Source organism: Pseudomonas citri (genome assembly GCF_025336485.1).
In the GTDB taxonomy this organism is placed as follows: domain Bacteria; phylum Pseudomonadota; class Gammaproteobacteria; order Pseudomonadales; family Pseudomonadaceae; genus Aquipseudomonas; species Aquipseudomonas citri.
In genome coordinates this window covers 85,224-109,060 of the sequence record NZ_JAODAB010000019.1, presented here as the reverse complement: position 1 = coordinate 109,060, position 23,837 = coordinate 85,224, and the positions used below count along the sequence as shown (strand labels likewise).

Below are 23,837 nucleotides of genomic sequence, written 5' to 3'. Positions count from 1 at the left end.
ATGGCTTGATTTGGCAGAGAATTGGGTATGAGCAAAAAACTATCTATTCAAAGAATTGCAGCCGCCCTAAGTACTCAAAAATTAGGCGCACCGGCTGTTGCTCAGCATCTTCAAATTTCCGAACCTCTTGTCCAGTCTTGGCTTGATGGAGAAGGTTTCCCCCCGCCTGATAAACTGCTCAGGTTAGGTGCCTTGCTCAAAATGCCTTACTCGGACCTAGTTATTCGGGATCTGAGTGATGCTCCGGTGGTGGCTTTTAGAAAGGCCCGAGGTACTAAGACAACCGAATCACATTACGAAGAGGCTCGTGCTAAAGGGCTCCTATTAAAGAATTTGGTACCCTATGTTGAGTTTGGCAGTAATGCTGTGCGCGGCACTATCTTGGATCCGACTGTAAACTATGGTTTTTTGGTTGATCTCGCTAGGAAAATACGTGCAGAGATTGGGGTGAGCGAAGTTGATCGCATTAGCTTCGATCAGTTGATTGCGTTCTTCGACTCTCTTCATGCTGTACTTATCCCTGTGATGTGGGGAAGCAAAAAGACTCACGAAAATGCCGTTCACATCTATCTGCCCGAATCGCGAGTGACCTGGATCTACTTGAATCTGGATGTAAATCTCCTGGATTTTAAGTTCTGGATGGCTCATGAGCTCGGACACTGTTTGACACCTAGTTTAAGAGGTGATGAGGCTGAAGATTTTGCCGACGCATTTGCGGGCGCATTACTTTTTCCGCACCAATTAGCAGAGGCTGCATTCTCCTCGATTTCCAACATAAGCTCAGAAAGCTCTCAGCTACAGGCGATCAAAGAGTTGTCTGGAAAAAATGGAATCGCGCCTTTTACAATTTATCGCCAGATAAATGCATATGCGCAGCATATAGGCAAGAAACAGCTAAATTTGGAACCTGCTATTCATAAGGTTTCAGCGGTGGTAAATAACGGTATTAAGCCAGTCTCCGATTTGCTTCTTGGTGGCGTATCTATGCCTGATGCTGGACAGCTAATTAGCATCTTAGAGACAAATTTTGGCACCCAGTTTTTCTCGGTTTTCAGAAAATATATTAATGCTTCTCAGGCTGGTCCAGGAATAGTCCAAGCAATACTTGGAGTCTCCGGACTAGATGCAAGAAATATACACTCAGAGCTTGCAGATGCCACAGTCTAAAATGCTGGTAGACACCAACAGTTATCTGCGGCTAGCCCAAAATATCCGCCCATTTCTTGCGGTGGAGTTTGGGCCCGATCCGACTTGTCTTTATGTTTTGGCTGAGACGGGAATGGAGATTGAGGCTAGTCATCGGTTGACGCACAAGTTTTTTTGGGCGCTTGAAGAGGAGCATGTCCTTGAGAGGAAATTCACTCCTTCGATATCCCGGAAGCAAAAAAAAGAAATGCTCGATGCGCTTTCATATATATGGGAGTTCGTACTTAGCGACCATCCCGGTCCTTCCAAGGTGGACGCCACTTATCTCGCATACGGATATATATTGAAATTACCTGTAGTGACAGATGATAGAGATATGCGATCCCTTGCTAAAATATTTGACATTAAAACTGTTAAGACACTTGAATTAATGAAGCATATGCTTGATGTGGAGCATATTACTTTAGTTAAGGTGCGTGGGATTGTTGATCATTGGAAGTATATCAATGATCTTCCTGCTGACCTGGTTAATGATGTTACTGAGTTATTTCCTCCTGCAATCACGCCGACGTCGAACCATGATGTGTTAGGCGAGCGTCCATAAATTTTAAAGTTTGTCGTAACATTGCTTAGCACAATATGTGGCTGTTCATCGCAATTTTAGGTAGTATACGAGCCTTTAAGGGGTAGGCATCAAAGCATAGCTTCGATGCTGAACTGCCTAGATGAATTGATAAGTGTAGAGAATGTTATGACGCTCAATGCGAATTTAGTATGCCCCATCCGTGGCCAGCTCGGCGCTACGTACTTTGCAAAAGACGGCCTGACAGTATCTGAAGAGGCCAGACGCATTGAGTGTATAAAGTATCTATTGCTTAAAAAATATCCAAAAAGCCATTTTGAATGTGAAACTGTCGTAATCAAGCGCCTAGGAAATGACGGCCGAAATTCATTAAGAGCGGATATTGTAGTTTACGATTTGCCCGTACTTGAGGCACGGTCGCTTTCAGATCCTGAGCGTAATAAACACATTCTTCTCGTTGCGGAAATAAAGCGTGAGAGTAAGTCGAAGAAATCTGCGGTATCATTTCAATTAGAGCCTGCACTTAGGCAAATTGATAAGTCCTTGGCGTATGGTGTTTATTGGGATGATACAAACCGCCATCTGTATGTAAAAAAGATTGAGGATGGCTCAACTTTGATCACAAAAGATGAGCTTGGTAATATACCGGTTTATGGGCATGTCTATAAATACGCTCGTCTTAAATATAAAAATCTTATCAAGCCTGAGGATATCTCAGCAACTTTGATGGATATCGCTAATATTCTGAGATCTAATCATATAAATGATGATGCGACTCGATATCGTGAAACAGTAAAGCTTCTACTCGCGAAGTACGTAGATGAAAAAGATGCTAAAGAAACAGGCGATGATCTAGTTCTTCAAGTTGCTCATGGCGCGGATTTTGATTTTATGACTCGAGTCAGGGATATTTATTCGCGAACTGCGCGCATATATTCCAAGGCCAAGTCTATATTTGGTAATGGCTCTGTTAATATCCTAGACGAAAAGCCTATGCGTGAAATCATTGAAAAGGTTCAAGGACTGGATCTTCTGAACTCATCAAGTGATTCCATGCAGCAAGTATTCATGACGTTTGTTCCAGCTGTGTTCAAAAAGGATCTTGATCAGTTTTTCACGCCATTGACGTTAATAAATTGTATGGTTGAAATCCTTCGTCCAGGTCCTAACGATAAGATTGCTGATCCGGCTATGGGTACAGCTGATTTTCTGACTGCGACGATGCAATATCGATTTAAGCATAATGACGGTCAGGTGATTAACAGAGTCTTTGGATCAGATAAAGACCCGCAAGCATATGAGCTTGCGGTTATTAATATGATTCTGAACAAAGATGGGCAAACTAATTTGTATGACAAAGATACCATTGAGGAGCATTATCTTTGGTCAGAGTCAATGGATATTGCTTTTTGTAACCCGCCGTTTGGATCGCGAACAGTTGAAACTCGATCTAATGTGCTTGAAAAATATGATCTGGGGCATCTGTGGGTAATCAAGGATGGGCAGTGGATTAAGACCAAAGAAGTTCTCCCGTCTCAACAGCTCGGAATTCTTTTTATTGAGCGTTGCTGGAAGTTATTAGCAGAAAAAGGAAGAATGGGTATTATTCTTCCTGAGGGTTATCTTTGTACTGCTAGCTACGGTTATGTACGGCAATGGATTTTGGAGAAGTTCAAAATTCTTGGGCTAGTTGAGCTTCCACGACGTATTTTTCTAAAGTCGGAGGCAGACCTTCGATCAAATATTCTCTTTGCTTACAAAAAAGAAGAGGGTGCGACTGATTCTGTGGATTATGGGAACTATCCTATACATACCGAGTTGGTAAGGAAAGTTGGTTATAAACTTGGGAAAGGCTTTTTTACTATCCCTTTGCGCGACAATGATACTGGTCTTGAAGTTCGAGACAAAGATAATGATGTTGTTATCGATACGGATTTTACGCGCGTCAGAAATAACTTTCTAAAATTTATAAAATATCTAAATGACCCATTGGCTCCAGATTGGGATGGCGCGCGCGTCGGCGATATTTTGTCTCATCCGATGCTAGATATGAAGCCTAGAAGGCTCTCAAGAAAAGCTCTTTCTAATACTCGCGCTATTACAGAAGGCGAGTATGTTCGGCTATCTGAAATAGCCGAAGTTTTAGACAGAGTTGAGGAGTTTGATGTTCCAGTCGGTGAGAATATGCACTTGATTGAGGGGCAGGATATTCGCGCTGTCGAAGGTATGGTAGTGCTCAAAGACAGTGAGAAAAAGTGGCAAGTTGAAGTAAGGAAAACAAATAAGGGTTACAAAGTAAATAAAAATGATATTGTTGTAGGCTTAGTTCGTCCTGAGAGACGAAATATAGGTTTTTATACGTACGAACAGAATAATGTTTATGCGAGTGCCGATGGCGTTGCCATTGTGAGAGAGAAACCCGACCAATCTGAGCTTTATCCGATAGAGTGGATATTTCAAGCGTTAAGGACTGAGCGCTGCCGTCTTCAGTTTTGGACGGAGTCGGGTGGTACTAGCTATGGCAAGCTTACTATTGATCAGATAAAAAATGTCTTGGTGCCGGTGCCTTCTCTGGAAGAGAGAATGGCAGTACGGAGCTCGGTTGAAGTGTGGGCAAAGTCTATTAATGCCTCAGTACTAGCTTTTAACCAAATATGGCCAGCAGAAGATAAAAAAGCGATTTTGAACTCCCCGCTTATCGGGCTGGAGAGCGAAGACTTGAGTAGTGATGATGAGGATTAAGCTTTGACGAGTTTTTGTTACTAAGCCTTAGCCGTAAGCCCGGGGGATCGCCCCCCGGGCCTTGTTTTCCCCTTATGACATAGCTTGTCCATTGTCGTTGTACTCTTCGCGGAATACGGCTCATAGCCGCCAATTCACAGAATGCACGCATCATTTACCTGAGCGCAGACAATCATTGTCGAGCGCAAATCCTCATTTAGCCGTAGAGCCTGTCTCGAAGCTTGCCTTTTACTCAATCATTTGAGTCTACCTTTAAGAGAATTGCTGGAACTGTAAGGGGCGCTATCAAATAGATATTGGCAGAAAGCCAAATGATAGATTATCATTGATCTATCTGCTTACATGTCTTAATGAGAGTGTTTCTGTATGGTCCTTGCACACCTATATCTGCGAGCGTCTACAAAAGATCAGGATGCGAACCGGGCCCGTGTTTCTTTGATGGCTTTTGCAGCCAGCCGAAATTATGTAGTGGCCGGGGTCTATGCCGACAATTTTTCTGGTACCAAATTGCAACGGCCTGAACTCCACAGGCTGTTGACCAGTGCGGAGCCAGGGGAAGTTTTGTGTGTTGAATCAGTAGATCGCCTTTCCCGGCTCAGCCAAGCGGATTGGGAAACCCTTAAGGGGACGATTAATTCAAAAGGTTTGAGGTTGGTAGTGGCCGACTTGCCTACTAGCTGGGAGCATCTGGATGGAGGCCTCAACGGTCGCAGCGACATTGCAGGCTCTGTAATGCATGTAATCAATAACATGCTCATCGATTTAATGGCGACGATGGCTCGCCTTGATCAAGAAAAACGTGTCGAACGGATTAGGCAGGGTATTGCGAACAAGAGAGCGGCAGATCCTTCTTGGAAAGCGGTAGGGAAACGGAAGAGCATTGAGAAATGGCAGCGGGTTGAAAAGCTTCTCAAAGGTCAATCGGCTTCAAACATGACAGTCAAAGAGATAGCCGAAGCTGCGAATGTCGGGGAGGCCACGGTTTATAGAATCAAAAAAGAGCTCGGCTGCTCAACGTCTCAGAGCTAGACCATCAACAGCGACCTTAAACGTTAAGGTCGCTATTCACGTCCGTCGCATTCCCACCTTCAATCAAACAGTCCCTGAGCAACCTTAGTGGGTTACTACCTCAATTCTGTGAGCGCCGAGGCGCCGAAGGGCTTCCAAATCTGCTAATAGGATGGTTCCTGGTAGCACCAAGATGCCGAGTACGTTTCCAGTGAAATCAACTATGCGGAGGCTCATCGGCCGTTTTCCTGAGCCTGTCGTTTGATGAAAGCCTCTAGGGTTTTTACCCTCACCAACCTCCGTCTCCCCAGCTTGAACGTGTGGATCTCCCCGTTAGCAATCATTTCGTAAAACATGGATCGAGCAACGCCAATCAAGCGTGCGGCATCGTCCACCCCGACTGATATCGGGTCCAAGGAGCTATTTTTGTTCATCAAGCGGCCTTTGTGGCTTCAGGACGCAACGGGATGTCGCGTCTGTGGTGCCACATTAAATGTGGTGCCACATTTGTGTCAACACGTTTTCGTTGTGTGTCCGTGTGTGATGTGGCAACCTTGCTGAAATCCACAGACGTCTGGAATTCGACGATGGCAGTTAGGAAGAAAGCAGAGACAATTCACCTGCGCGTTAGCGCGACCTCAAAGGCTTGTCTTGAAGGGTTGGCGAATGCGATGAAGAAAACCTCAACTCGTGTACTTGAGGATTTGATTCTCGAAGCTGCGGCGAAATTCAAGGTTCAAGAAGTCGATGTAGATGTCGACGAGCGTGTTTTGAATGGTGGGGATTGGAGGTTGCTAGAAGCTTTGCAGTTGGCTCATTCACCTGATGAGCCGATCCTCAAGAAACTGCGGACTTTCTTTTTAGCAGGCGATGCATTGAGCCCGAAGGACCACAAGATTGTCGATGCCATTCTGTGGTCGCCGGATGTATTTTCTGGAAATACTGAGATCTTTCCAAAGTCGGAAGGTGTTATCAAATACACCAGCAAGTATAGAATTCCAGAAGTTGATCTGGATACGATCAATCGGTTGATGCCGTCGCTCGAGGACTATGCCGAATTTCGAATTAAAAATAAGTCTGTATCGGTATCTTTTGGCGAATATCTGAAGATGATAGAGGCGAAACCATAAGCCTAGTAAATTCAGATAAGCTCGACAGCTGCGGCTTTAGTTCCGGGTGCCAGATGCGCGTAACACAATGTCGTCTTTATATCCCCATGGCCTAGCAAATCGCGGACCGTGTTGAGCGGCACTCCGGCCATCACAAGCTTTGATGCGAAGTCGTGTCGCATGTCATGCCACCGAAAGCCTATCACCTGGGCACGCTTGAGTAGTTTGAGCCATGCGCTTTTGACGTCCTCAAAGCGGTCGCCTTCTCGGTTTGCAAATACATAGTGGTTGGACGTAGATTGCTTTTTCCACTCTTTAAGGGTCGTAACGACTTCTGTATTCATTTGAATGTGTCGGGTTTCGCTGGTCTTTGCAGTATCACCGGTGACAGTTATGGTCTTTGTATCGAAATTTACCGATGACCATTTGAGGTTAAATAATTCCCCGCGTCTCATCCCCGTTTTCAGTGAGACGATAACCATCGGCTTTAAGTGATCTGTGAAATGCAGGTCTAGTAAGCTCGGTTTCTGCTCTTGATCTCTGTCTGCACGCCATTTGTTTGCACTTTCACGCTCACGCCGCATTTCGTCTTGGCGTGCATCAAGTGCCGAGCGCAAGCGTTTATCCTCGTCGTCGGACAAGTACCGCACCACTCCAATAGAATCGACCTTTAGCTGCTTTAGCTTCGCCACAGGGTGGGTTGTGATGTACTCCCATTCTACCGCCCGGCTAAACACGCCGCTGATTGAGCCCATTTTGCGGTTGACGGTCGAGGGCTTGTTGCCGGTCTGCATCCAGGTAGTGCGAATCTGGTCGAGATCGCGACCGGTGATTGCGTCGATCCGCTGAGCCATGATCGTGTCGAAATTGTTGTCCAGGGTGTGCAACGTTTTTTCATGGCCCTTGTGGTGAGTTTTGAACCACGGCATATAGGTGTCGTCGATGAACTCGCGTAGCGAGGGGAGGGCAGTACCTTTCCGGCCGTGAGTGACTGCCAGAGGCTCGCCGTGTTTGCGCGCTTCATATAAGTACTGAGTCGCTTCTTGGCGGGCTTGGTCGAGTGTAAGGATACCGACTCGTCCCAACGCTTTTTTGCGCGCGCGTCCCCATCTGACAATATACGACTTGGCCCCGGCCGCCGTTACACGTACGTATAGGCCTATCACGATGGTATCGTGGACCTCGTACTCCTTGCCGGTGACTTCCAAGGATGACAGTAGTTTCCCGGTTAGCTTTTCTTTCACCTGATCTCCGTGGGTGCATTGTGGGTGCAAAAAACACTATACGGAGCTGTTTTATCGGACGCAACCGGACTGTAAGTCCCGTAATCACTGGTTCTACCCTTTGTCTATTAGCCTAAAATTGGCCCTCCTAAGGGGAAGGTTGGCAGTTCGAACCTGCCCTGGGACACCATACATTTGGGCAGAGTCATTTACCTGGCTCATCGCCCCCCTTGAAGCCCCCTTCAATCGATAGAGACATCCAGGGCCGGCGTGCCGGTCGGGTGTTGTTGTCGGTGGTTGGCTGCGCGCTGGAGCACTCGGGCCAAGGCCTGGAAGTTCGCCGGCTTGGTTAGAACGTCATCGGCTCCGGCGGCCCTGAAGTGTTTTATTTCGTTCGAGAAAGCACTCGCCGTGAAAGCCACGATATAGCAAGTCTCGCCCAGGGGCAGTTCGCGGATTTTGCGCACGGCTTCCAGCCCATCCATGACGGGCATGTTGATGTCCATGAAAATGATCTCTGGCACCGAAGTCATGCATTGGTTGACCGCTTCCAGGCCGTTTGACGCAAGGGTGGGCAGATAACCCAATTCTTGCAGCATCGCCATGGCCACTTTCTGGCTTACGGGGTGGTTCTCCACGAGCAGAACATCGAGGGGATAATCCTTGGCAAAGGATGGGTCCAGGCTCGCGGCCGCACGGTCCTCGTCGACGGGTATCTGCGCGGCGGAAAACGGCGTCAGGGGAAGTGAGAAGGAAAACGTCGAGCCGACGCCGGGCTGGCTGGTAAAGGATAAGGTGCCTTGTTGGGCTTCGATCAGGTTTTTACAGATCGAAAGACCCAGTCCGCTCCCGCTAACGCCTGGGCTGACGGGGCCTGATTGTGCAAAAGGCTTGAACAGGCTGTCCTGACGTTCCGGGGGGATCCCTATGCCGGTATCGCTTATGGAGAAGTCGAGTCGGGCTTGGGGGCCTTGGCCGCTGATCTTGACCTGGAGGGACACGGTTCCGGCCTCGGTGAACTTGATCGCGTTGCCCAGCAAATTGATCAATACCTGGCGCAGGCAATCGGCGTCGGTCTTGACCCAGCGTGGGATGTGCGCATCAACATCGGCTTGGAGGGTGATCGGTTTGTCCTGAATGTTTTGCCGGATTATTTCAATGCAGGATGAAACCAGCTCCCTGATTTCGAATACACGGGGCCTCAGATGAAGTTTGCCGGCCTCGATCTTTGCCAGGTCGAGAATATTGTCGATCAGCGACAGCAAGGTGCGCCCGCTGGTATGAATCGTTGTCAGTAGCCGGCTTTGTTCGAGTGTCAGTGAGGACCTGGCCAGCAACTCGGTCGCGCCGATCACGCTGTGCATGGGGGTGCGGATTTCATGACTCATGGTTGCCAGGAATCTGGTTTTAGAGCGGTTGGCATCCTCGGCGGCATCTTTTTCCTGATTCAATAGACGCTCGTTGATCAATTGTTGAAGTTGCGCGCGCACGCGTACCAGATCGATGACGAACAACAGGCTGAAGGCAATAAAGATCAACAGGGCGAGGATGATATGGTGCAGCGACTCCTGCTTGAGTTGATGGTTGTACTGCGCCAGCGTCATTTCTGCACCGGCGATATAAGTCGTGCCATCTTGCGATTTCATCGGCACGAAGACGGCGCGAAAATCACCCCAATGATCCGAATAGTCGATCCAGGTGGGTTCGTTACGTTCGAAGCTGTCGAGCAACGCTTGGCTGGCGTCCGGATAGGGGTCGAAGAAACGGACGAAATTATCTTCCTGGATTTCTTCGGCCGATGCACTGGAACTGACCAGATAGGCTTTTCCAGCGCGTTTGATCACGCTGTAGACGAAGGCGGTGCCCATTGATTCGTTGAACCGGGAGAGTCGCTGGATCGCGTCCCAGTCTTGCTCGGGCGATTTGGATTGTTTATCGACCAGGTTGTCATGGTACCGGTCGCCGAGGATGGCCGAGGCGCCCAGTGCGGCATGCAGCAGCTTGCTATTGATAGTGTCCGTCAGGATTTTTTGCGTCTCGCCATGGAGATAGTAGATATAGCCACTGACCCCTACGATGTAGACCAGGAACAAAGCCCATGTTTTGCGTCTGAATTGGAACATCCCACAGCCTCCATTCTGTAGGTCCAAGGATAAATAGAAGGCTGGCTGAACACCATGGCTATCTCACAGTGGGCAAATAACGGCTGCAGGACGTTACTGGACCGAAGTGACAACTTTCCGGTGTTCATGCCGCTGTTTGGGGCGGTAGACCAGCAATATGTGAACCACCGCCCATTTCTACGAATCGGTATCGAGTGTGTTTCCGGATTCGAAACTTTATCCCCTTATTGCTATCTGACCGTCTCGGTACGTCGTAGGACTTTTCCTTCGTTGCGACGGGACACGTACCTCCTTTTTCCGTGTCAGTGCACTGCTGTTCCTGGTGGGCTGGCTCACTGTGTTTGATTCAGGCCACAAGGATGTGACATGCGCCCAGCGGTACCTTGCCGAACGTATAGGCCCAGCACCACTGGTCGTTTCCAGGGCCAGGCCCGTTCGTCTCCCTTCAGCGCCAGACCGCTCGCACTGTGTCTGCTCGTCGCGGGAGTGATCGGCAACGGCGTGGCGCAGGCGGCGGCTCCTGAAGAGGAACTGCTGCGTCAGCGGGAGCGCGAACGGGTACTGCGCGATCAATTGGAATCGCGACCTGATGTGCGCCTCCAGGCAGCGCCGGTGAGCGAGGAGGGTGAGCGTTTGACCGCCAAGGAAAGCCCCTGCTTTGCGATCAACGAAATCCGCTTGATTGGCCTGGCGTCGGAAAGGTTCCAATGGGCCCTGCGCGCCGCCAATCCCCAGCATGATCCGGCCATCGGTCGCTGCCTGGGTGGTGCGGGGATCAACCTGACGATGAAGCGCATGCAGAATGCGATCATCGATGCCGGCTACGTCACCACCCGCGTCCTCGCTGAGGCACAGGATCTGAACAGTGGGGTGCTGGTGCTGACCCTGGTACCGGGGCGCATCCGCGAGATTCGTTTCGACGAGGGCACCAGTCCCCGTGCCAATGCCTGGAATGCAATGCCTGCCAAGCCTGGCGACCTGCTTAATCTGCGGGACATTGAACAGGCGCTGGAGAACTTCAAGCGTGTGCCCACCGCTGAGGCTGACATCCAGATCGCACCCGCCCGGGCTGCCGATGCCCAGCCGGGTGAAAGTGATGTGGTGATTGCCTGGCGCCAGCGGTTTCCGGCCCGCGTGAGTGTGTCGCTGGACAATTCGGGCAGCAAGACCACCGGTAAATACCAGGGCAATGTGTCGTTGTCGCTGGATAACCTGCTGTCGCTCAATGATCTGTTCTATGCCAGCGTCAACCATGACTTGGGTGGCGGTGAGTCCGGGCACCGCGGCTCCGATGGCAACACCGTGCATTACTCGCTGCCATTTGGCTACTGGCAACTGGGTTTCACCTCCAGCGAGTACAACTATGAGCAATCCGTCGCTGGCGCCAACCAGACTTACCAGTACCGTGGCGAGAGTCGTAATAATGAGTTGCGCCTGTCGCGCCTGCTCTACCGCGACGCGGTGCGCAAGACCACTGCCTGGGGCAGCCTGTGGACGCGCTCGTCGGAGAACTTCATCGATGATACCGAGATCGGCAACCAGAAACGGCGCATGGCCGGCTGGCAGTTCGGGTTGAATCACCGCGAGTTCATCGGCGCGTCAACGCTTGACCTGGGTGCCGCCTATCGCCGTGGCACTGGTGCCCATGACTCGCTCAAGGCCCCCGAAGAAGATTTCGACGCGGGAACTTCTCGTGCTCAGATCATTACCGCAGACGCTCAATTGCAGGTGCCGTTCCAGGTCGCCAATCAGCGCTTGCGCTACATCGGCGGCTGGCGGGCGCAATGGAACCGTACCGCCCTGGTGCCCCAGGATCGCTTTTCGATCGGCGGGCGCTACAGCGTGCGGGGTTTCGATGGTGAAAACATTCTGTCGGCCGACCGGGGCTGGACGTTGCGCAACGAAGTCGGCCTGTCCCTGGGGCAAACCGGCCAGGAGCTCTACACCGGTATCGACTATGGCGAAGTCAGTGGCCCGTCCAGCGAGTTCCTGATCGGTCAGCGCCTGGCCGGTGCCGTGGTGGGTATACGAGGTGGTTACAAGGGCCTGTCCTATGACTGGTCGCTGGGCACGCCGTTGAAGAAACCCGACGGTTTCGAAACGGCGAACGTGACCAGCGCCTTCACCGTCACCTGGTCATTCTAAAGGTGCTTGCATGCAGTTCGAGACGCTAGACATTACCGCCCCCGGCCTGATCGACGAACCCTGGAACGAAGCGGCCGTACTCGGCTCGGTCACCTGGCTGTGGATGCATTCCAAGGCCCATCGCGATGCGCCGTTGCACACCCTGCCGACGTTATTGCTGCCGGCCCTCAAGCACCGGCAGTTCGTGCTCGGTGCCGAACAGGGCAAACCGGTGTTCTACCTCTCCTGGCTCAACCTCGACGAGGCCGCGGAACAGCGCTATGTGCAGCAGTCGCCGCTGACCTTGAGCGAGGCCGATTGGAACAGCGGGGAGCGCCTCTGGCTCAACGACTGGGTCGCGCCTTTCGGCCACACCGGCGCATTGACCCGCTTGCTGCACCGTCACCTGTTCACCAACCGCTGCGCCCGTGCCCTGTACCACCGGGGCGAGGAGCGCGGTCTGCGGATCAAGACATTCCAAGGGATCGGTGTCATCCCTGAACAGGCCAAGGCCTGGTTTGCCGCGCATCCGCTGGCGATTACACCGTAACTCCAACCTCTGGTATCGCGGGCTGGCTCCGCAAATGGAATTGCAATGAACAAGCACCTGTACCGAATCGTTTTCAACAAGGCTCGCGGACTGCTGATGGTCGTGGCGGAGAATGTCACCAGCCAGGTCAAGGCACCGGGAAGCCGCTCTGGTCCAATGGCAAGCGTACCGACGTGCGCGGTGACGCTGGGGGCCTTGCGCTTTGCGCTGATGATGGCGATAGGGTTGGTGTCCTTGAGCGTTGCGCCTGCCTGGGCCGGCACCATCGTGGCCGATCCTGGCGCCCCGGCCGGCCAGCGGCCGATGGTGATCGAAAGCGCCAATGGCACTCCCCAGGTGAATATCCGTGCCCCCAGCGCCGGCGGGGTTTCGCGCAACACCTACAACCAGTTCGACGTCGACGGCCGTGGCGTGATCCTCAACAACGGTGCCACCGACAGCCAGACCAGACTCGGTGGTTGGGTCCAAGGCAACCCCCTGTTGAACAACGGCAGCGCGCGGGTGATTCTCAACGAAGTCAACGCCAGCAATCCCAGCCAATTGCGTGGTTATGTCGAAGTCGCCGGCCAGCGCGCCGAAGTGGTGATCGCCAACCCCTCCGGTATCACCTGTAACGGTTGCGGTTTCATCAACGCCGACCGGGCCACCCTCAGCACCGGTCGGGCGCAGTTGGAGAATGGTCGCATCACCGGTTACACCGTGCAGGGTGGGGCCATCAATATCGAAGGCAACGGCCTGGATGCCCGCGAGGCCGACTACACGGACTTGATCGCCCGTACCGTGCAGGTCAATGCCGGGGTCTGGGCCAACGACTTGAAGGTCACGGCCGGACGCAATCAGGTCAACGCCGATAACACCCAGGCTACGCCGCTACCCGCCGCCGAAGGCGAAAAGCCGACCGTCGCTATCGATGTTGCCAAGCTGGGTGGCATGTATGCCGGGAAAATCATGCTGGTGGGTACTGAGTCCGGCGTCGGTGTGCGCAATGCCGGGCAGATCGGCGCGATGGCCGGTGAGGTGGTGATCAGCGCTGACGGCAAACTGCAAAACCAGGGCGCCATCAGCAGTACGACTGCGACCCGAATCACCAGCACCGGTGCTGAAAACAGCGGCACGCTTTACGCCAAGGGTGACCTGACGCTGGTGAGCGAGGGCGGCGACATCGACAACAGCGGCACCGTTGCCAGCCAACGCCATACGACGCTGACCGCCAAGACCATCGCCAGCACGTCTGCCTCCACCTTGGCGGCGGGCGTGGGCGCGGACGGCAAGCTGGGCAATAGCGGCGACCTCACGTTGCGGGCAACCACGGTCAAGGCGCAAGGCCAGAACCTTGCCGCTGGCGATCTGAGCGTCGAGGCGGATGACTTGGATTTGAGCACCAGCCAGACCCGGGCAGGCAACATCACCCTGACCGCCAGTACCGGCGACGCCAACCTCAGTGGCAGTCAGGTCGATGCAAGCCAGATGTTAAAGGCAACGAGCGCCAAGACCCTGCGCACCGACACGGCGAAAATCAACGCCGGCAACCTGCAACTGAGCGCTGGTGACTTCTCCAATGTGAAGGGAGAACTGGTGCAGACCGGCACCGCGGACATGTCGATCGTAGCCCGTGCGACCCTCGATAACCGCAGCGGGCGCATTGCCTCCAACGCCCACAACCTGAAGCTCGGCGCCAATCGTTTCGACAATGGCACCGTCGAACACGCCGGCAAAGGTACCCTGGAGATCCAGGCCGCGCGGTTGGACGGCAGCAAAGGCAGGCTGGCGAGCAATGGCGCGGTGACCATCACCGCCGCCGATGTGGTGGTTGATGAGGGGCTGATCCAGGGCCAACAGGTCACCCTCGATACCAGCACCGTGTCCAATCAGCGCGGCAGAGTCCTGGCCACCGATGGCGGGACATTGACGGTCACCGCGCGTAAGCGGCTCGACAACACTGGCGGCACCCTGGCCGCCAGTGGCAAGACCCAGGTAAGCGGCGGACAGTTGGATAACACCCAAGGCACGCTGAGTGCCGGCGGCGAGTTGTACGCAACGTTCGATCTGCTGAACAATTTCGGCGGTACGCTCGCAGCCACCCAGCGCATGCAAATCTTCGCCGGACAGTTGAACAACACCTCAGGCGTCCTGGGCTCGGTGCAGTCAGGCCTGCTGGTCACTGTGTCGGACGATGCGCTGAACAACAGCGGTGGGCGCCTGGAGGCCTTCGGCAACGTCACGCTGTCGAACCAGGGCTTGAATAACCAGGGCGGTGTGATCAATGGCCAAACCTTGGTTCTGAACAGTCATGGCAACCTGGTGGACAACAGCCAGGGCACATTGAATGCCGGTGCGACCCTTGACCTGCGCAGCGGAGAACTGCGCAATGCTGCCGGCCTGATCCAGGCCAAGGGCACGCTGTTCATCGACACCGGCAGCCAGGCGTTACATAACCGGCAGTCGGGCACCACCCAAGGCATCAGCGGCCAAGGTGACGTCGAGATACGCAGTGCCTACCTCGACAACGATGCAGGGTTCGTCGGGGCCAAAGGCGCCCTGGTGCTCAAGGCGACCGACCTGGGTAATGGCAACGGCGGCCAGATCATTGCTGAGAAATCCGTGCGCGTCGACGGCGTCCGTCTGGACAACAGCGGCGGACAGTTGCAGGGGGGCGACGACGTGCAACTGGTGCTGGATGAGTCGGTGCACAACCAGGGCGGTACTTTGCTTGCCGGTAGCCTGCTGTCGCTCAATGCCGCTTATTACAATGGCGCCGGTCGGGCCCTGAGCCTGGGCGATCTGACGTTCAGCCTGCAAAGGGGCCTGGACCTCAGTGGATGGATTCAAGCCGGCAACAAGGTCGACCTGAGCACCGAAGGGGGCTTCAACAGTACCGGGCACCTGTTGGCTGGCAATCTCCTGCAAGTAAGCGCACAAACCCTGGACAACGCCACCAACGGCGAGATCAGCGCCGACCAGGTTCGCCTCAACGTCAATGGCAGCCTGACCAATCGTGGCCTGATCGACGGTCGGCAAGTGCGTGTGCAAGCCCTCTCGCTCAACAACCTGGGCACGGGACGTCTGTACGGTGACCGGTTGGCGATCGCCACTTCGACACTGGTCAACCGCGATGAAAACGGCAGCGCCGCGACCATCGCCGCCCGCGAATCGCTGGACATTGGCACCGGCACCCTGGACAACCGCGAACAGGCCTTGATCCTCAGCGCGGGCGACCTCGCCATCGGCGGTGCGTTGAGTGCCAGCGACAAGGCTCAGGGTCGGGCCCAGCTACTGACCAATGCCAGTGCGACCATCGAAGCCCTCGGTAACCTGTCGCTCGATGTGCAAAGCGTGCGCAACACCAACGAGCATTTCAGCACCCGGCAGGTGGAGGTCAGTCGCAGCACATTGCAGGAGTTCCAGCTCACCGGTTCACCGAACCGCTATCCGGGCGACCAGGTTTCCCAAGCGCTCCAGGAAGTCCTGTACCTGACCACTCCCGATGGCAGGCAAGACAACTGGAATCGCTATGACTTCACTCGCGTGGTGCAGGAAACCCAGGTCGCCACGTCGGCGCCGGGGCAGATCTTGTCCGGCGGGACGATGCATATCAGCGCTGGCGATGTCCTCAACGACAAGAGCCGGATCATTGCCGGTGGATTGTTGCAGGCCGACGTCACGAGCCTGACCAATACCGAACTGACCGGCCAGCGCACCACCACCGACAGCGGCACCGCCACCCATTTCTACCGCATCCAGCGTAAGGGGCGCGATCGTCAAGGCACTGCCACCACGGATTACACGCCGGCACCGTTGATCCAGGACATCACCCTGCAACCCACTGTGTTTGCACAGAACGCTGCCGGCAATGGAACCGGCACCCAAATCAGTGCCCGTGACCAGCAAAACATCAATGACCAGATCGCCGCCACGGGTACGGTCGGCTCCGCCGCTGGCCGTACCCATCAAGTGGCGCCTATCGTTCAGGTCACGGCTCAAACCACGTTGAACGGTAAAGGCGTTGCCGAGCAGATTCGTAGCGGCGGACCGTCCCTTGAATTGCCCGACAACAGCCTGTTCACCACCCATCCGCAGAGCACCAGCCGCTACCTGATCGAAACCGATCCTCGCTTCGCCAGCTACCGCACCTGGTTGTCGTCGGACTACATGCTGCAACGCCTGCAAGTCGACCCGGCACTGACGCAACAACGTCTGGGTGACGGGTTCTACGAGCAGAAGCTGATTCGCGAGCAGGTGGCGCAACTCACCGGTCGACGGTTTATCGACGGCTACGCCAATGACGAACTGCAATACCGCGCCCTGATTGACAACGCCGTCACGGTCGCCAACCAATGGCAACTGGTGCCCGGCGTGGCCCTGACTTCGGAACAGATGGCCCAGTTGACCAGCGACATTGTCTGGCTGGTGCAAAAACAGGTCACCCTCGCCAATGGCGAGACCCGCAACGTACTGGTACCGCAGGTGTATGTGCGGGTCCAGGAAGGCGACCTCAATGGCTCCGGCGCCCTGATTGCCGGGCAGCAACTGAACCTCAATATTGTCGGTGACCTGGTCAACAGTGGCAGCCTGGCCGGGCGTAGCGTCATGGCGATCACTGCGCAGAACCTCGATAACCTCGGCGGGCGTATCCAGGCCGACAGGGCGTCGATCACCGCGCGGGATAATCTCAACAACCTCGGTGGCCTGATCGGTGCCGTGGACAGCCTGTCGGTCAGGGCCGGCCAGGACATCAACGTCATCTCCAGCAGTCGAGACAGCAGCAGCGTCCAAGGCTCCCGGACTAACCTGTCGCGGGTGGCCGGGCTGTTCGTCAGTGGTGCCCAGGGCACATTGGGCGTGAGCGCGGGTAACGACCTCAACCTCAGCGGGGCCCAGGTGGTCAATGCTGGAACAGGCGGCAGTACGGTGCTGGAGGCGGGCAAGAACATCAACCTGGCCACCGTTGGCGAGGCGCACCAGCAAGCGCTGACCTGGAACAGCAGTAACTGGCGCAAGGACGCCAGCCAGACCGAAGTGGGTTCGCTGGTCCAGGGCCAGGGCGATGTGCGCCTGAGCGCGGGCCAGGACCTCAACGCACGGGCCGCGCAGGTGACCAGCGAGCAAGGTGCGGTGTTCGTCGACGCCAAGCGCGACATCAACCTGACCGCTGGCGAGAACTACCAGTTCGCCGATGAAGCGCACAAGGTCAAGGGCAGCAATGGCTGGTTCTCCAAAAAGACCACCACCACCCGTGATACGGTCAGCCAGACCCTGGCCCAAGGCACCACCTTGAGTGGTGAACAGACCTACGTGCAGGCCGGTCGCGACATCAACCTGAGCGGCAGCAACGTGGTCTCTACCACCCAAACCCTTCTGGTGGCGGACAACAACGTCAACATCGAGGCCGCCACCGACAGCAGCAGCGAGCGCCACGACAAGTCCGTGAAGAAAAGCGGCCTGTTCAGCAGTGGGGGTATCGGTTTCACCCTGGGTAGCCAGAAACAGAGCGTCAATGACCTCACCACCGAGCAGACGGCCGCCGCCAGCACCGTCGGTTCGACGGCCGGCGATGTGCTGATCGAAGCAGGCAAAGGCTATCGGCAAGTGGGCAGCCACGTTTCGGCGCCACAAGGCAACATCGACGTCACGGCGCAGACCATCGATGTCGTCGAAGCGCGTAATACCCGCGAGCGCGAGCGTGAAACCCTGTTCAAGCAGACCGGATTCACCCTCACCGTGACCAACCCGGTCATCAGCGCGATCCAGACGTCCCAACACATGAAACAGGCGTCGGAGAAAACCGACGATGGGCGCATGAAGGCCCTGGCCGCCGCCACCGCCGTCATGGCGGCCAACAACGCGGCTACCGCCGTGGCGATGGACCCGGGCGCGGCGGGCGGGATCAACATCAGCCTGTCGCTGGGCACCAAGAAGAACGAAAGCACCACCACCTACACCAGCGACAGCGCGGCCGGCTCGACCATGACCGCCGGCAACGACGTCCGCCTGCGCGCCACAGGCGCTGGTGCCGCCAGCGACATCACCGTACAAGGCAGCGATATCAAGGCCGGACGCAACGCCAGCCTGTTGGCGGACGGTGATATCAACCTGCTCACGGCCCGCAATACCGAGAAGCAGGACACCGACAGCAAAGGCAGCAGCGCGAGCATCGGTATTGGCTTCTCCCTCGGTGCCCGTAACGGCTTCACCCTCGATCTGGGGGCGTCCGGTAGCCGTGGCCGGACCGACGGCGATGGGCTCACTCATACCAACACCCACGTCCAGGCGGGCAATCAATTGCTGCTGTCCTCGGGTGGTGACACCAACCTTAAAGGCGCGGTGGCCAGCGGCAAGCAGGTATTGGCCGATATCGGTGGCGACCTGAACATCGAAAGCCTGCAAGACACCAACACCTACGTGGTCGACGAGAAGAGCCTGGGCGTAGGCATCAGCCTGTGCATTCCACCGTTCTGCTACGGCATGAGTTCGGTCAACGGCGTCAGCGGCAACTACGGCGCCACCGACATTGACTCCAACTACGCCAGCGTGACCGAACAATCTGGCATCAAGGCCGGTGACGATGGCTTCGACATTCGCGTGGGTGGCAACACCGACCTGGTCGGCGCGGTCATCGCCAGCAGCGACAAGGCCGTGCAGGACGGCAAGAATCGCCTGGTCACGGCCAGCCTCACCAGCCGCGACATCAAGAACAAGGCCGAGTACGACGCCAGCACCGTCAGCGTTGGCGGTGGTTATCGCGAAGTTGGCAAGGACCAGCAGGGCAACGCCACGAGCGGCGGCAAGCAAACGCCGGGCACCGAACTGCCGAAGAACGACAACGACTTAAGCGCCACCATGCCGATTGCCATCAGTGCCAGTGACGATGCCAGCAGCGTCACCCGCAGCGGCATCAGTGGCGGCACCCTGGTCATCAGCAACGACGCCGAGCAACAGAAGCGCACCGGCCAGACCGGCGCACAAACCATCGCCAACCTCAACCGCGATGTCTCCAGCGACCGCGACACCAGCAACGCGCTCAAGCCGATTTTCGATGAGGACGAAATCCGTGCCGGCTTCGAGATCGTCGGGGCGTTCGCCAACGAGGCCAGCACCTTGCTTGCCAACAAGGCCAAGGAAGTCGACCTCAAGCGCAAACAGGCCGAGGCGGCTCAGGCCGCAGCCCTGGACCCCAACGCGCAGTTGACCGACGCCGAACGCATGGCATTACTCGGCAGCGCCCAGCAACTGAACACAGAAGCCCGCAATATCGCCGACAACTGGGGCGCGGGTGGCACCTACCGGCAGATCACCACAGCGTTGGTGGCGGCGGCCAGTGGCAATATCAGCGGCGGCAACGGCGCATTCGTGCAAAGCCTGGTGGTCAATTACGTGCAGCAACAGGGCGCCGGCTACATCGGCGACCTGGTGGCCGATGGCAAGCTCACCGAAGGCTCGCCGCTGCACGCGGCCCTGCACGGCATCGTCGCCTGTGCGGGTGCAGCGGCCAGCAGCCAGAGTTGTGGCAGTGGTGCCGCGGGCGCGGCGGCGTCGAGCCTGCTCACCGGCCTGTTCTCCGAAGCCAGCCCCGATGAAAGCGAGGTCCAGCGCGAAGCCAAGCGCAACCTGATCGTCAGCCTCGTCACAGGCCTGGCCGCCACCAGCGCCTCGCTCGACCCGGCCACCGCCACCAGCGCGGCCGGCGCCGCCGTGGACAACAACTGGCTGGCGACCCAGCAACTGGTCCAGGCGGAGAAGGAATACAGCGAGGCCGAGGGCCTGCTGGCCAAAGCTCAAGTGGTTGCCAAATGGGGCTATATCCACAAGAAGCAAGACACCCTGACCCGCTTTGGTGTAGGCAAGGGCCTGCTGCAGGCGGGCTGGAGCGACGTCGAAGGGGTGGCGCAATTCCTCATGCACCCTGTCGACGGGGTCAATGGCCTGAGAGCCTTGATCAACGACCCCGAGGCCCGCAGGCAGTTCGGCGACAAGATGGTCAACGAACTCAACGCCAAACTCGACCGCGTCAAGGACGCCCTTGAAAACGGCGGTGATGAGCGCGCGGTGCAGCTGGGCCAGGACCTTGGCGAGCTTGTCTGGCAGGTCGGCAGTATCGCCACTGGTGTCGGCGGCGCGGCCAAGGGTGGGGTGGCGCTGGCGAAAGCCGGGATCAAGGTGGGGACGGAAGGGCTTGAGGCGATGGCCGGCCTGGCCAAGTTCGATAAGCTGGTGGCCCGTGGCGGGCAGTTCAACCCCAATGGCACGCCGCTGATGGATTTCCGGGCCCTGACCAGCGCGCAAAAAAGCATCATCGGCGATGTCATGGGCGGCGAGCGGATCAAGTCACTGGTGCCGGGCGCCGAGAAGATTGGCCGGGCTCCGGATATTGGGCAGACTGGTATCGACGATTTGTACAAGGTCAACAAACCGGGTGTCGATTACTTGGTTGTGGAGTACAAGTTTGGCTCGTCTACGTTGAAGCCGACCAAGGATGGTTTGCAGATGAGTGATAGCTGGTTGCAGGGGACTGCCACAAATTATGATCGCATTCTGGAGTCGGTCAGTGGCAACCGGAGAGTGGCTGACAGCATCAACGATGCATTACGGACCGGCCGGGTTGAAAAGTGGCTGGTTCATACGGATCCCTTCGGAAACGTTACCGTAGGTGTTTTGGATAAAGGTGGGAAGTTTATGGCCGATCCGGTTGCAGCATCCAAACTGTTGGGAGGGATCAGATGATTCGTGCACCACTGGGAGACTCCCGCTACTGGTCTGAATGGGTTAAGTACGGTGATGAGAACATCGCCGCGACGCTCGAGATTGCTGCTACGCCCGCGGGCAATCCTGATTACGCGCCGCAGTACTCTTTCAACATTGCCCAAAAACATTGGCACCAGATTCTGTGCCGCTATTCTGCCGGCTACCCTGTAGCCGACTTGTCGAGTTACTTCCCCGGCCTACTCGATGCCTGGGAGGAGGCCGAGCGCCTCGGCGAGTCAGTCTGGACCCCGGAGCAGCAATTCACCCGCCACAGCTGGCGTGTCAACTACGATCACTACATCGTCTGCTTCTGGTTGATCGGCCTGGGGTTGGCGCTGGATATTCCAGATAATCAATGGCAAAGGCTGCTGGCCCTTATCGGCAATGAAGGTGAGGACGTGCTGCTCGACCGGATCATCGCGAGTCGCAGTCCCGAGCGCAAAGTGGGCGCCGTTCTCCTTTACCCCAAACCCTATGGACGACTGCTGGCTGCAGTGGATGCGCCGGTGGATACGCAGGCTTCAAAGCTGGAGGCTTTTGTCAGTCATTGGTATCAGGAAGTACGCACGGGGGCGAAGTCCGGTTCCGATCCACAGGCGGTCAATTACAAGCATCCCTACTGGTACACCTACGGCGACGAGAATTTCGAAGGCGGCGCGTATTTCGGTCGTTGGTGCGTGGAAGCGGTGGCGGCCGTCAAGGCTTTTGGATTGGATGATTCGCAGTGCCTGGGGCTTGAGCATTATCCGGGTGATCTGTTGAGGCCCGACGGCCCGAGTACGCACCCGGTGCGACAGGAAACACAAGCGCCGGAAACAGGCGCCGTGGAAAGCAAGGCGGGGTTCTGGGCAAGGGTCTTCGGGCGCAAGTAGCGTGTGTTCCGCAAACCCTATACATGACGGCACTTTTCGTAAAAGCCTGAAAAAAATCGGCCCCCCGCCTGCGTGGAGGTGGGGGGCCGATGTGCTGAGCTCCGTCTGAACAGCACGTCCGATCAGTTTACGAGGCGTCGATCCAGATGGTTTTCAGCTCCGTGTACTGATCATGGGCCCAGATGGACTTGTCGCGTCCACCAAAGCCGGACTCTTTGTAGCCGCCGAACGGCGTCGAGGCGTCGCCTTCGCCGAAGCAGTTGACCGTCACCACGCCCGCGCGGATTTCCCGGGACAGACGCAAGGCATTGCGCAGGTTGCCGGTGTAGGCCGAGGCGGCCAGGCCGTAGACGGTGTCGTTGGCCAGTTCGATGGCCTCATCGAGGGTAGTGAACGTGGTGACGCTCAACACCGGGCCGAAGATTTCTTCGATGAACAGGCGGCTGTCGCGTTGCACACCGTCGATGATGGTCGGTTGTACGAACACGCCGGCTTCGGTTTCGCCACCCTGGAAGACGCTGAGTTTCTGTTCGGCGGCGTATTCCAGGTAGGAGCGCACTTTCTCGAAATGCGATTTGCTGACCATGGCGCCGAGACGGTTTTCCGGGTCCAGCGGGTCGCCGAGTTTCCAGTCGCTCAGGTGCTTGCGGATCAGTTGCAGCAGCTCATCCTTGACGTCCTTGTGCACGATCAAGCGCGAGGACGCCGAGCAGTTTTCGCCCATGTTCCAGAAGGCGCCGGCGGTCACATACTGGGCCACCTGATCGAGGTCTTCGCAGTCGTTCATCACGACGGCGGGGTTCTTGCCACCCAGTTCGAGCACGACGCGCTTGAGGTTGGATTCCGAGGCGTACTTCAAGAAGAGACGACCGGTGTCGGTCGAACCGGTGAAGCTGACCATGGCCACGTCCATGTGCCGGCCAATGGCTTCGCCGGCATCGCGGCCGCCGCCTGGGGTGATGTTGAATACGCCCGGCGGAATGCCCGCCTCATGGGCCAGCTCGGCCACGCGCAGGGCGGTCAGGGTGGTTTCCCTGGCCGGCTTGACGACGATGGAGCAGCCCGCGGCCAGCGACGGGCCGATCTTCCAGGCCAGCATCAACAGTGGGAAGTTCCACGGCAGCACCAGGCCGACCACGCCGATGGCCTCGCGTACCACCATGGTCACGGCGCCGGAGCCGGTTGGCGCGGTGCTGTCGTAGACCTTGTCGATCAGTTCGGCGTGCCAGCGCAGGGTGTGGATGGTCTCAGGCACGTCGACGTTCTGGCATTCGCTGACCGGCTTGCCGCTGTCCAGGCTTTCCAGCACCGCCAGTTCATGGGCATTGTCTTCCAGCAGTTGCGCGAAGCGCAGCAGCACTTTCTTGCGCGCGCCGGGCGATTGCTTGTGCCAGCGACCGTCGTCGAAGGCCTGCTTGGCTGCCGCTACGGCAACGTCGACGTCCTGGCTGTCGCAAGCGGCGATCTGCGCCAGCACTTCACCGGTGGCCGGGTTGGTGCTGGTGAAGGTCTTGCCCGACAGCGCATCGCAAAAGCGGCCGTCGATGAAGGCCTGGGTGCGCAGCTCCAGGCGCGAGGCGATGGCCAGGTATTGTTCTTTGCTCAGGACTTCGGTCAT

At 56.3% G+C, this 23,837-nt stretch carries 13 protein-coding genes; 9 read left to right on the top strand and 4 right to left on the bottom strand.

What is annotated here, in order from left to right; translation table 11 throughout:
• The first annotated feature begins 27 nt into the window (after nt 1-27).
• The 4 genes from N4Q37_RS19820 to N4Q37_RS19805 all read left to right on the top strand — a co-directional run bounded on the left by N4Q37_RS19820 (nt 28) and on the right by N4Q37_RS19805 (nt 5,500).
• Nucleotides 28-1,167: an ImmA/IrrE family metallo-endopeptidase gene (locus tag N4Q37_RS19820; protein WP_260961250.1), complete on the top strand. Its 1,140-nt coding sequence runs from the start codon at nt 28-30 to the stop codon at nt 1,165-1,167.
• Entirely contained in the window at nt 1,154-1,750 is a 597-nt protein-coding gene (locus tag N4Q37_RS19815; RefSeq protein WP_260961249.1) for a DNA-binding protein, read from the top strand. Before N4Q37_RS19820 ends, N4Q37_RS19815 begins: the two co-directional genes overlap by 14 nt.
• Before the next feature lie 147 nt (nt 1,751-1,897).
• A complete protein-coding gene (locus N4Q37_RS19810) occupies nt 1,898-4,471 on the top strand; it encodes an N-6 DNA methylase (protein ID WP_260961248.1) in 2,574 nt (857 codons plus the stop codon).
• 366 nt (nt 4,472-4,837) lie between these two features.
• Nucleotides 4,838-5,500 carry a recombinase family protein gene (locus N4Q37_RS19805; RefSeq protein ID WP_260961247.1) on the top strand — a complete coding sequence of 221 codons (663 nt, stop codon included), beginning with the start codon at nt 4,838-4,840 and terminating at the stop codon, nt 5,498-5,500.
• Between the two features lie 212 nt (nt 5,501-5,712).
• Here N4Q37_RS19805 and N4Q37_RS19800 read toward each other — a convergent pair whose 3' ends face one another.
• Nucleotides 5,713-5,913, bottom strand: coding sequence for a helix-turn-helix domain-containing protein (locus N4Q37_RS19800; protein WP_260961246.1), 201 nt, complete (start codon nt 5,911-5,913; stop codon nt 5,713-5,715).
• A gap of 33 nt (nt 5,914-5,946) precedes the next feature.
• On the opposite strand from N4Q37_RS19800, the gene N4Q37_RS19795 reads away from it, so the two are divergent.
• On the top strand, nt 5,947-6,609 hold the full coding sequence (locus tag N4Q37_RS19795) for a hypothetical protein (RefSeq protein WP_260961245.1): 663 nt from the start codon (nt 5,947-5,949) through the stop codon (nt 6,607-6,609).
• Between the two features lie 11 nt (nt 6,610-6,620).
• Here N4Q37_RS19795 and N4Q37_RS19790 read toward each other — a convergent pair whose 3' ends face one another.
• Both N4Q37_RS19790 and N4Q37_RS19785 read right to left on the bottom strand, forming a co-directional pair.
• Nucleotides 6,621-7,832 carry a site-specific integrase gene (locus N4Q37_RS19790; protein WP_260961244.1) on the bottom strand — a complete coding sequence of 404 codons (1,212 nt, stop codon included), beginning with the start codon at nt 7,830-7,832 and terminating at the stop codon, nt 6,621-6,623.
• 221 nt (nt 7,833-8,053) lie between these two features.
• Nucleotides 8,054-9,934 carry an ATP-binding protein gene (locus N4Q37_RS19785; protein WP_260961243.1) on the bottom strand — a complete coding sequence of 627 codons (1,881 nt, stop codon included), beginning with the start codon at nt 9,932-9,934 and terminating at the stop codon, nt 8,054-8,056.
• A gap of 366 nt (nt 9,935-10,300) precedes the next feature.
• On the opposite strand from N4Q37_RS19785, the gene N4Q37_RS19780 reads away from it, so the two are divergent.
• Genes N4Q37_RS19780 through N4Q37_RS19765 form a run of 4 tightly spaced genes read left to right on the top strand, consistent with a single transcriptional unit; the run spans nt 10,301 to nt 22,219 of the window.
• Nucleotides 10,301-12,079, top strand: a complete 1,779-nt coding sequence (locus tag N4Q37_RS19780) for a ShlB/FhaC/HecB family hemolysin secretion/activation protein (protein ID WP_260961242.1) — start codon at nt 10,301-10,303, stop codon at nt 12,077-12,079.
• 10 nt (nt 12,080-12,089) lie between these two features.
• Nucleotides 12,090-12,608, top strand: coding sequence for a toxin-activating lysine-acyltransferase (locus N4Q37_RS19775; RefSeq protein ID WP_260961241.1), 519 nt, complete (start codon nt 12,090-12,092; stop codon nt 12,606-12,608).
• A 45-nt stretch (nt 12,609-12,653) separates the two neighbouring features.
• The gene (locus tag N4Q37_RS19770) at nt 12,654-21,326 is read left to right on the top strand and encodes a two-partner secretion domain-containing protein (protein ID WP_260961240.1); all 8,673 of its coding nucleotides are present in this window, start codon (nt 12,654-12,656) and stop codon (nt 21,324-21,326) included.
• Nucleotides 21,323-22,219, top strand: a complete 897-nt coding sequence (locus N4Q37_RS19765) for a PoNi-like cognate immunity protein (RefSeq protein ID WP_260961238.1) — start codon at nt 21,323-21,325, stop codon at nt 22,217-22,219. The genes N4Q37_RS19770 and N4Q37_RS19765 overlap by 4 nt, the downstream gene beginning before the upstream one ends.
• Before the next feature lie 127 nt (nt 22,220-22,346).
• Here N4Q37_RS19765 and N4Q37_RS19760 read toward each other — a convergent pair whose 3' ends face one another.
• Entirely contained in the window at nt 22,347-23,837 is a 1,491-nt protein-coding gene (locus N4Q37_RS19760) for an aldehyde dehydrogenase (RefSeq protein WP_260961237.1), read from the bottom strand.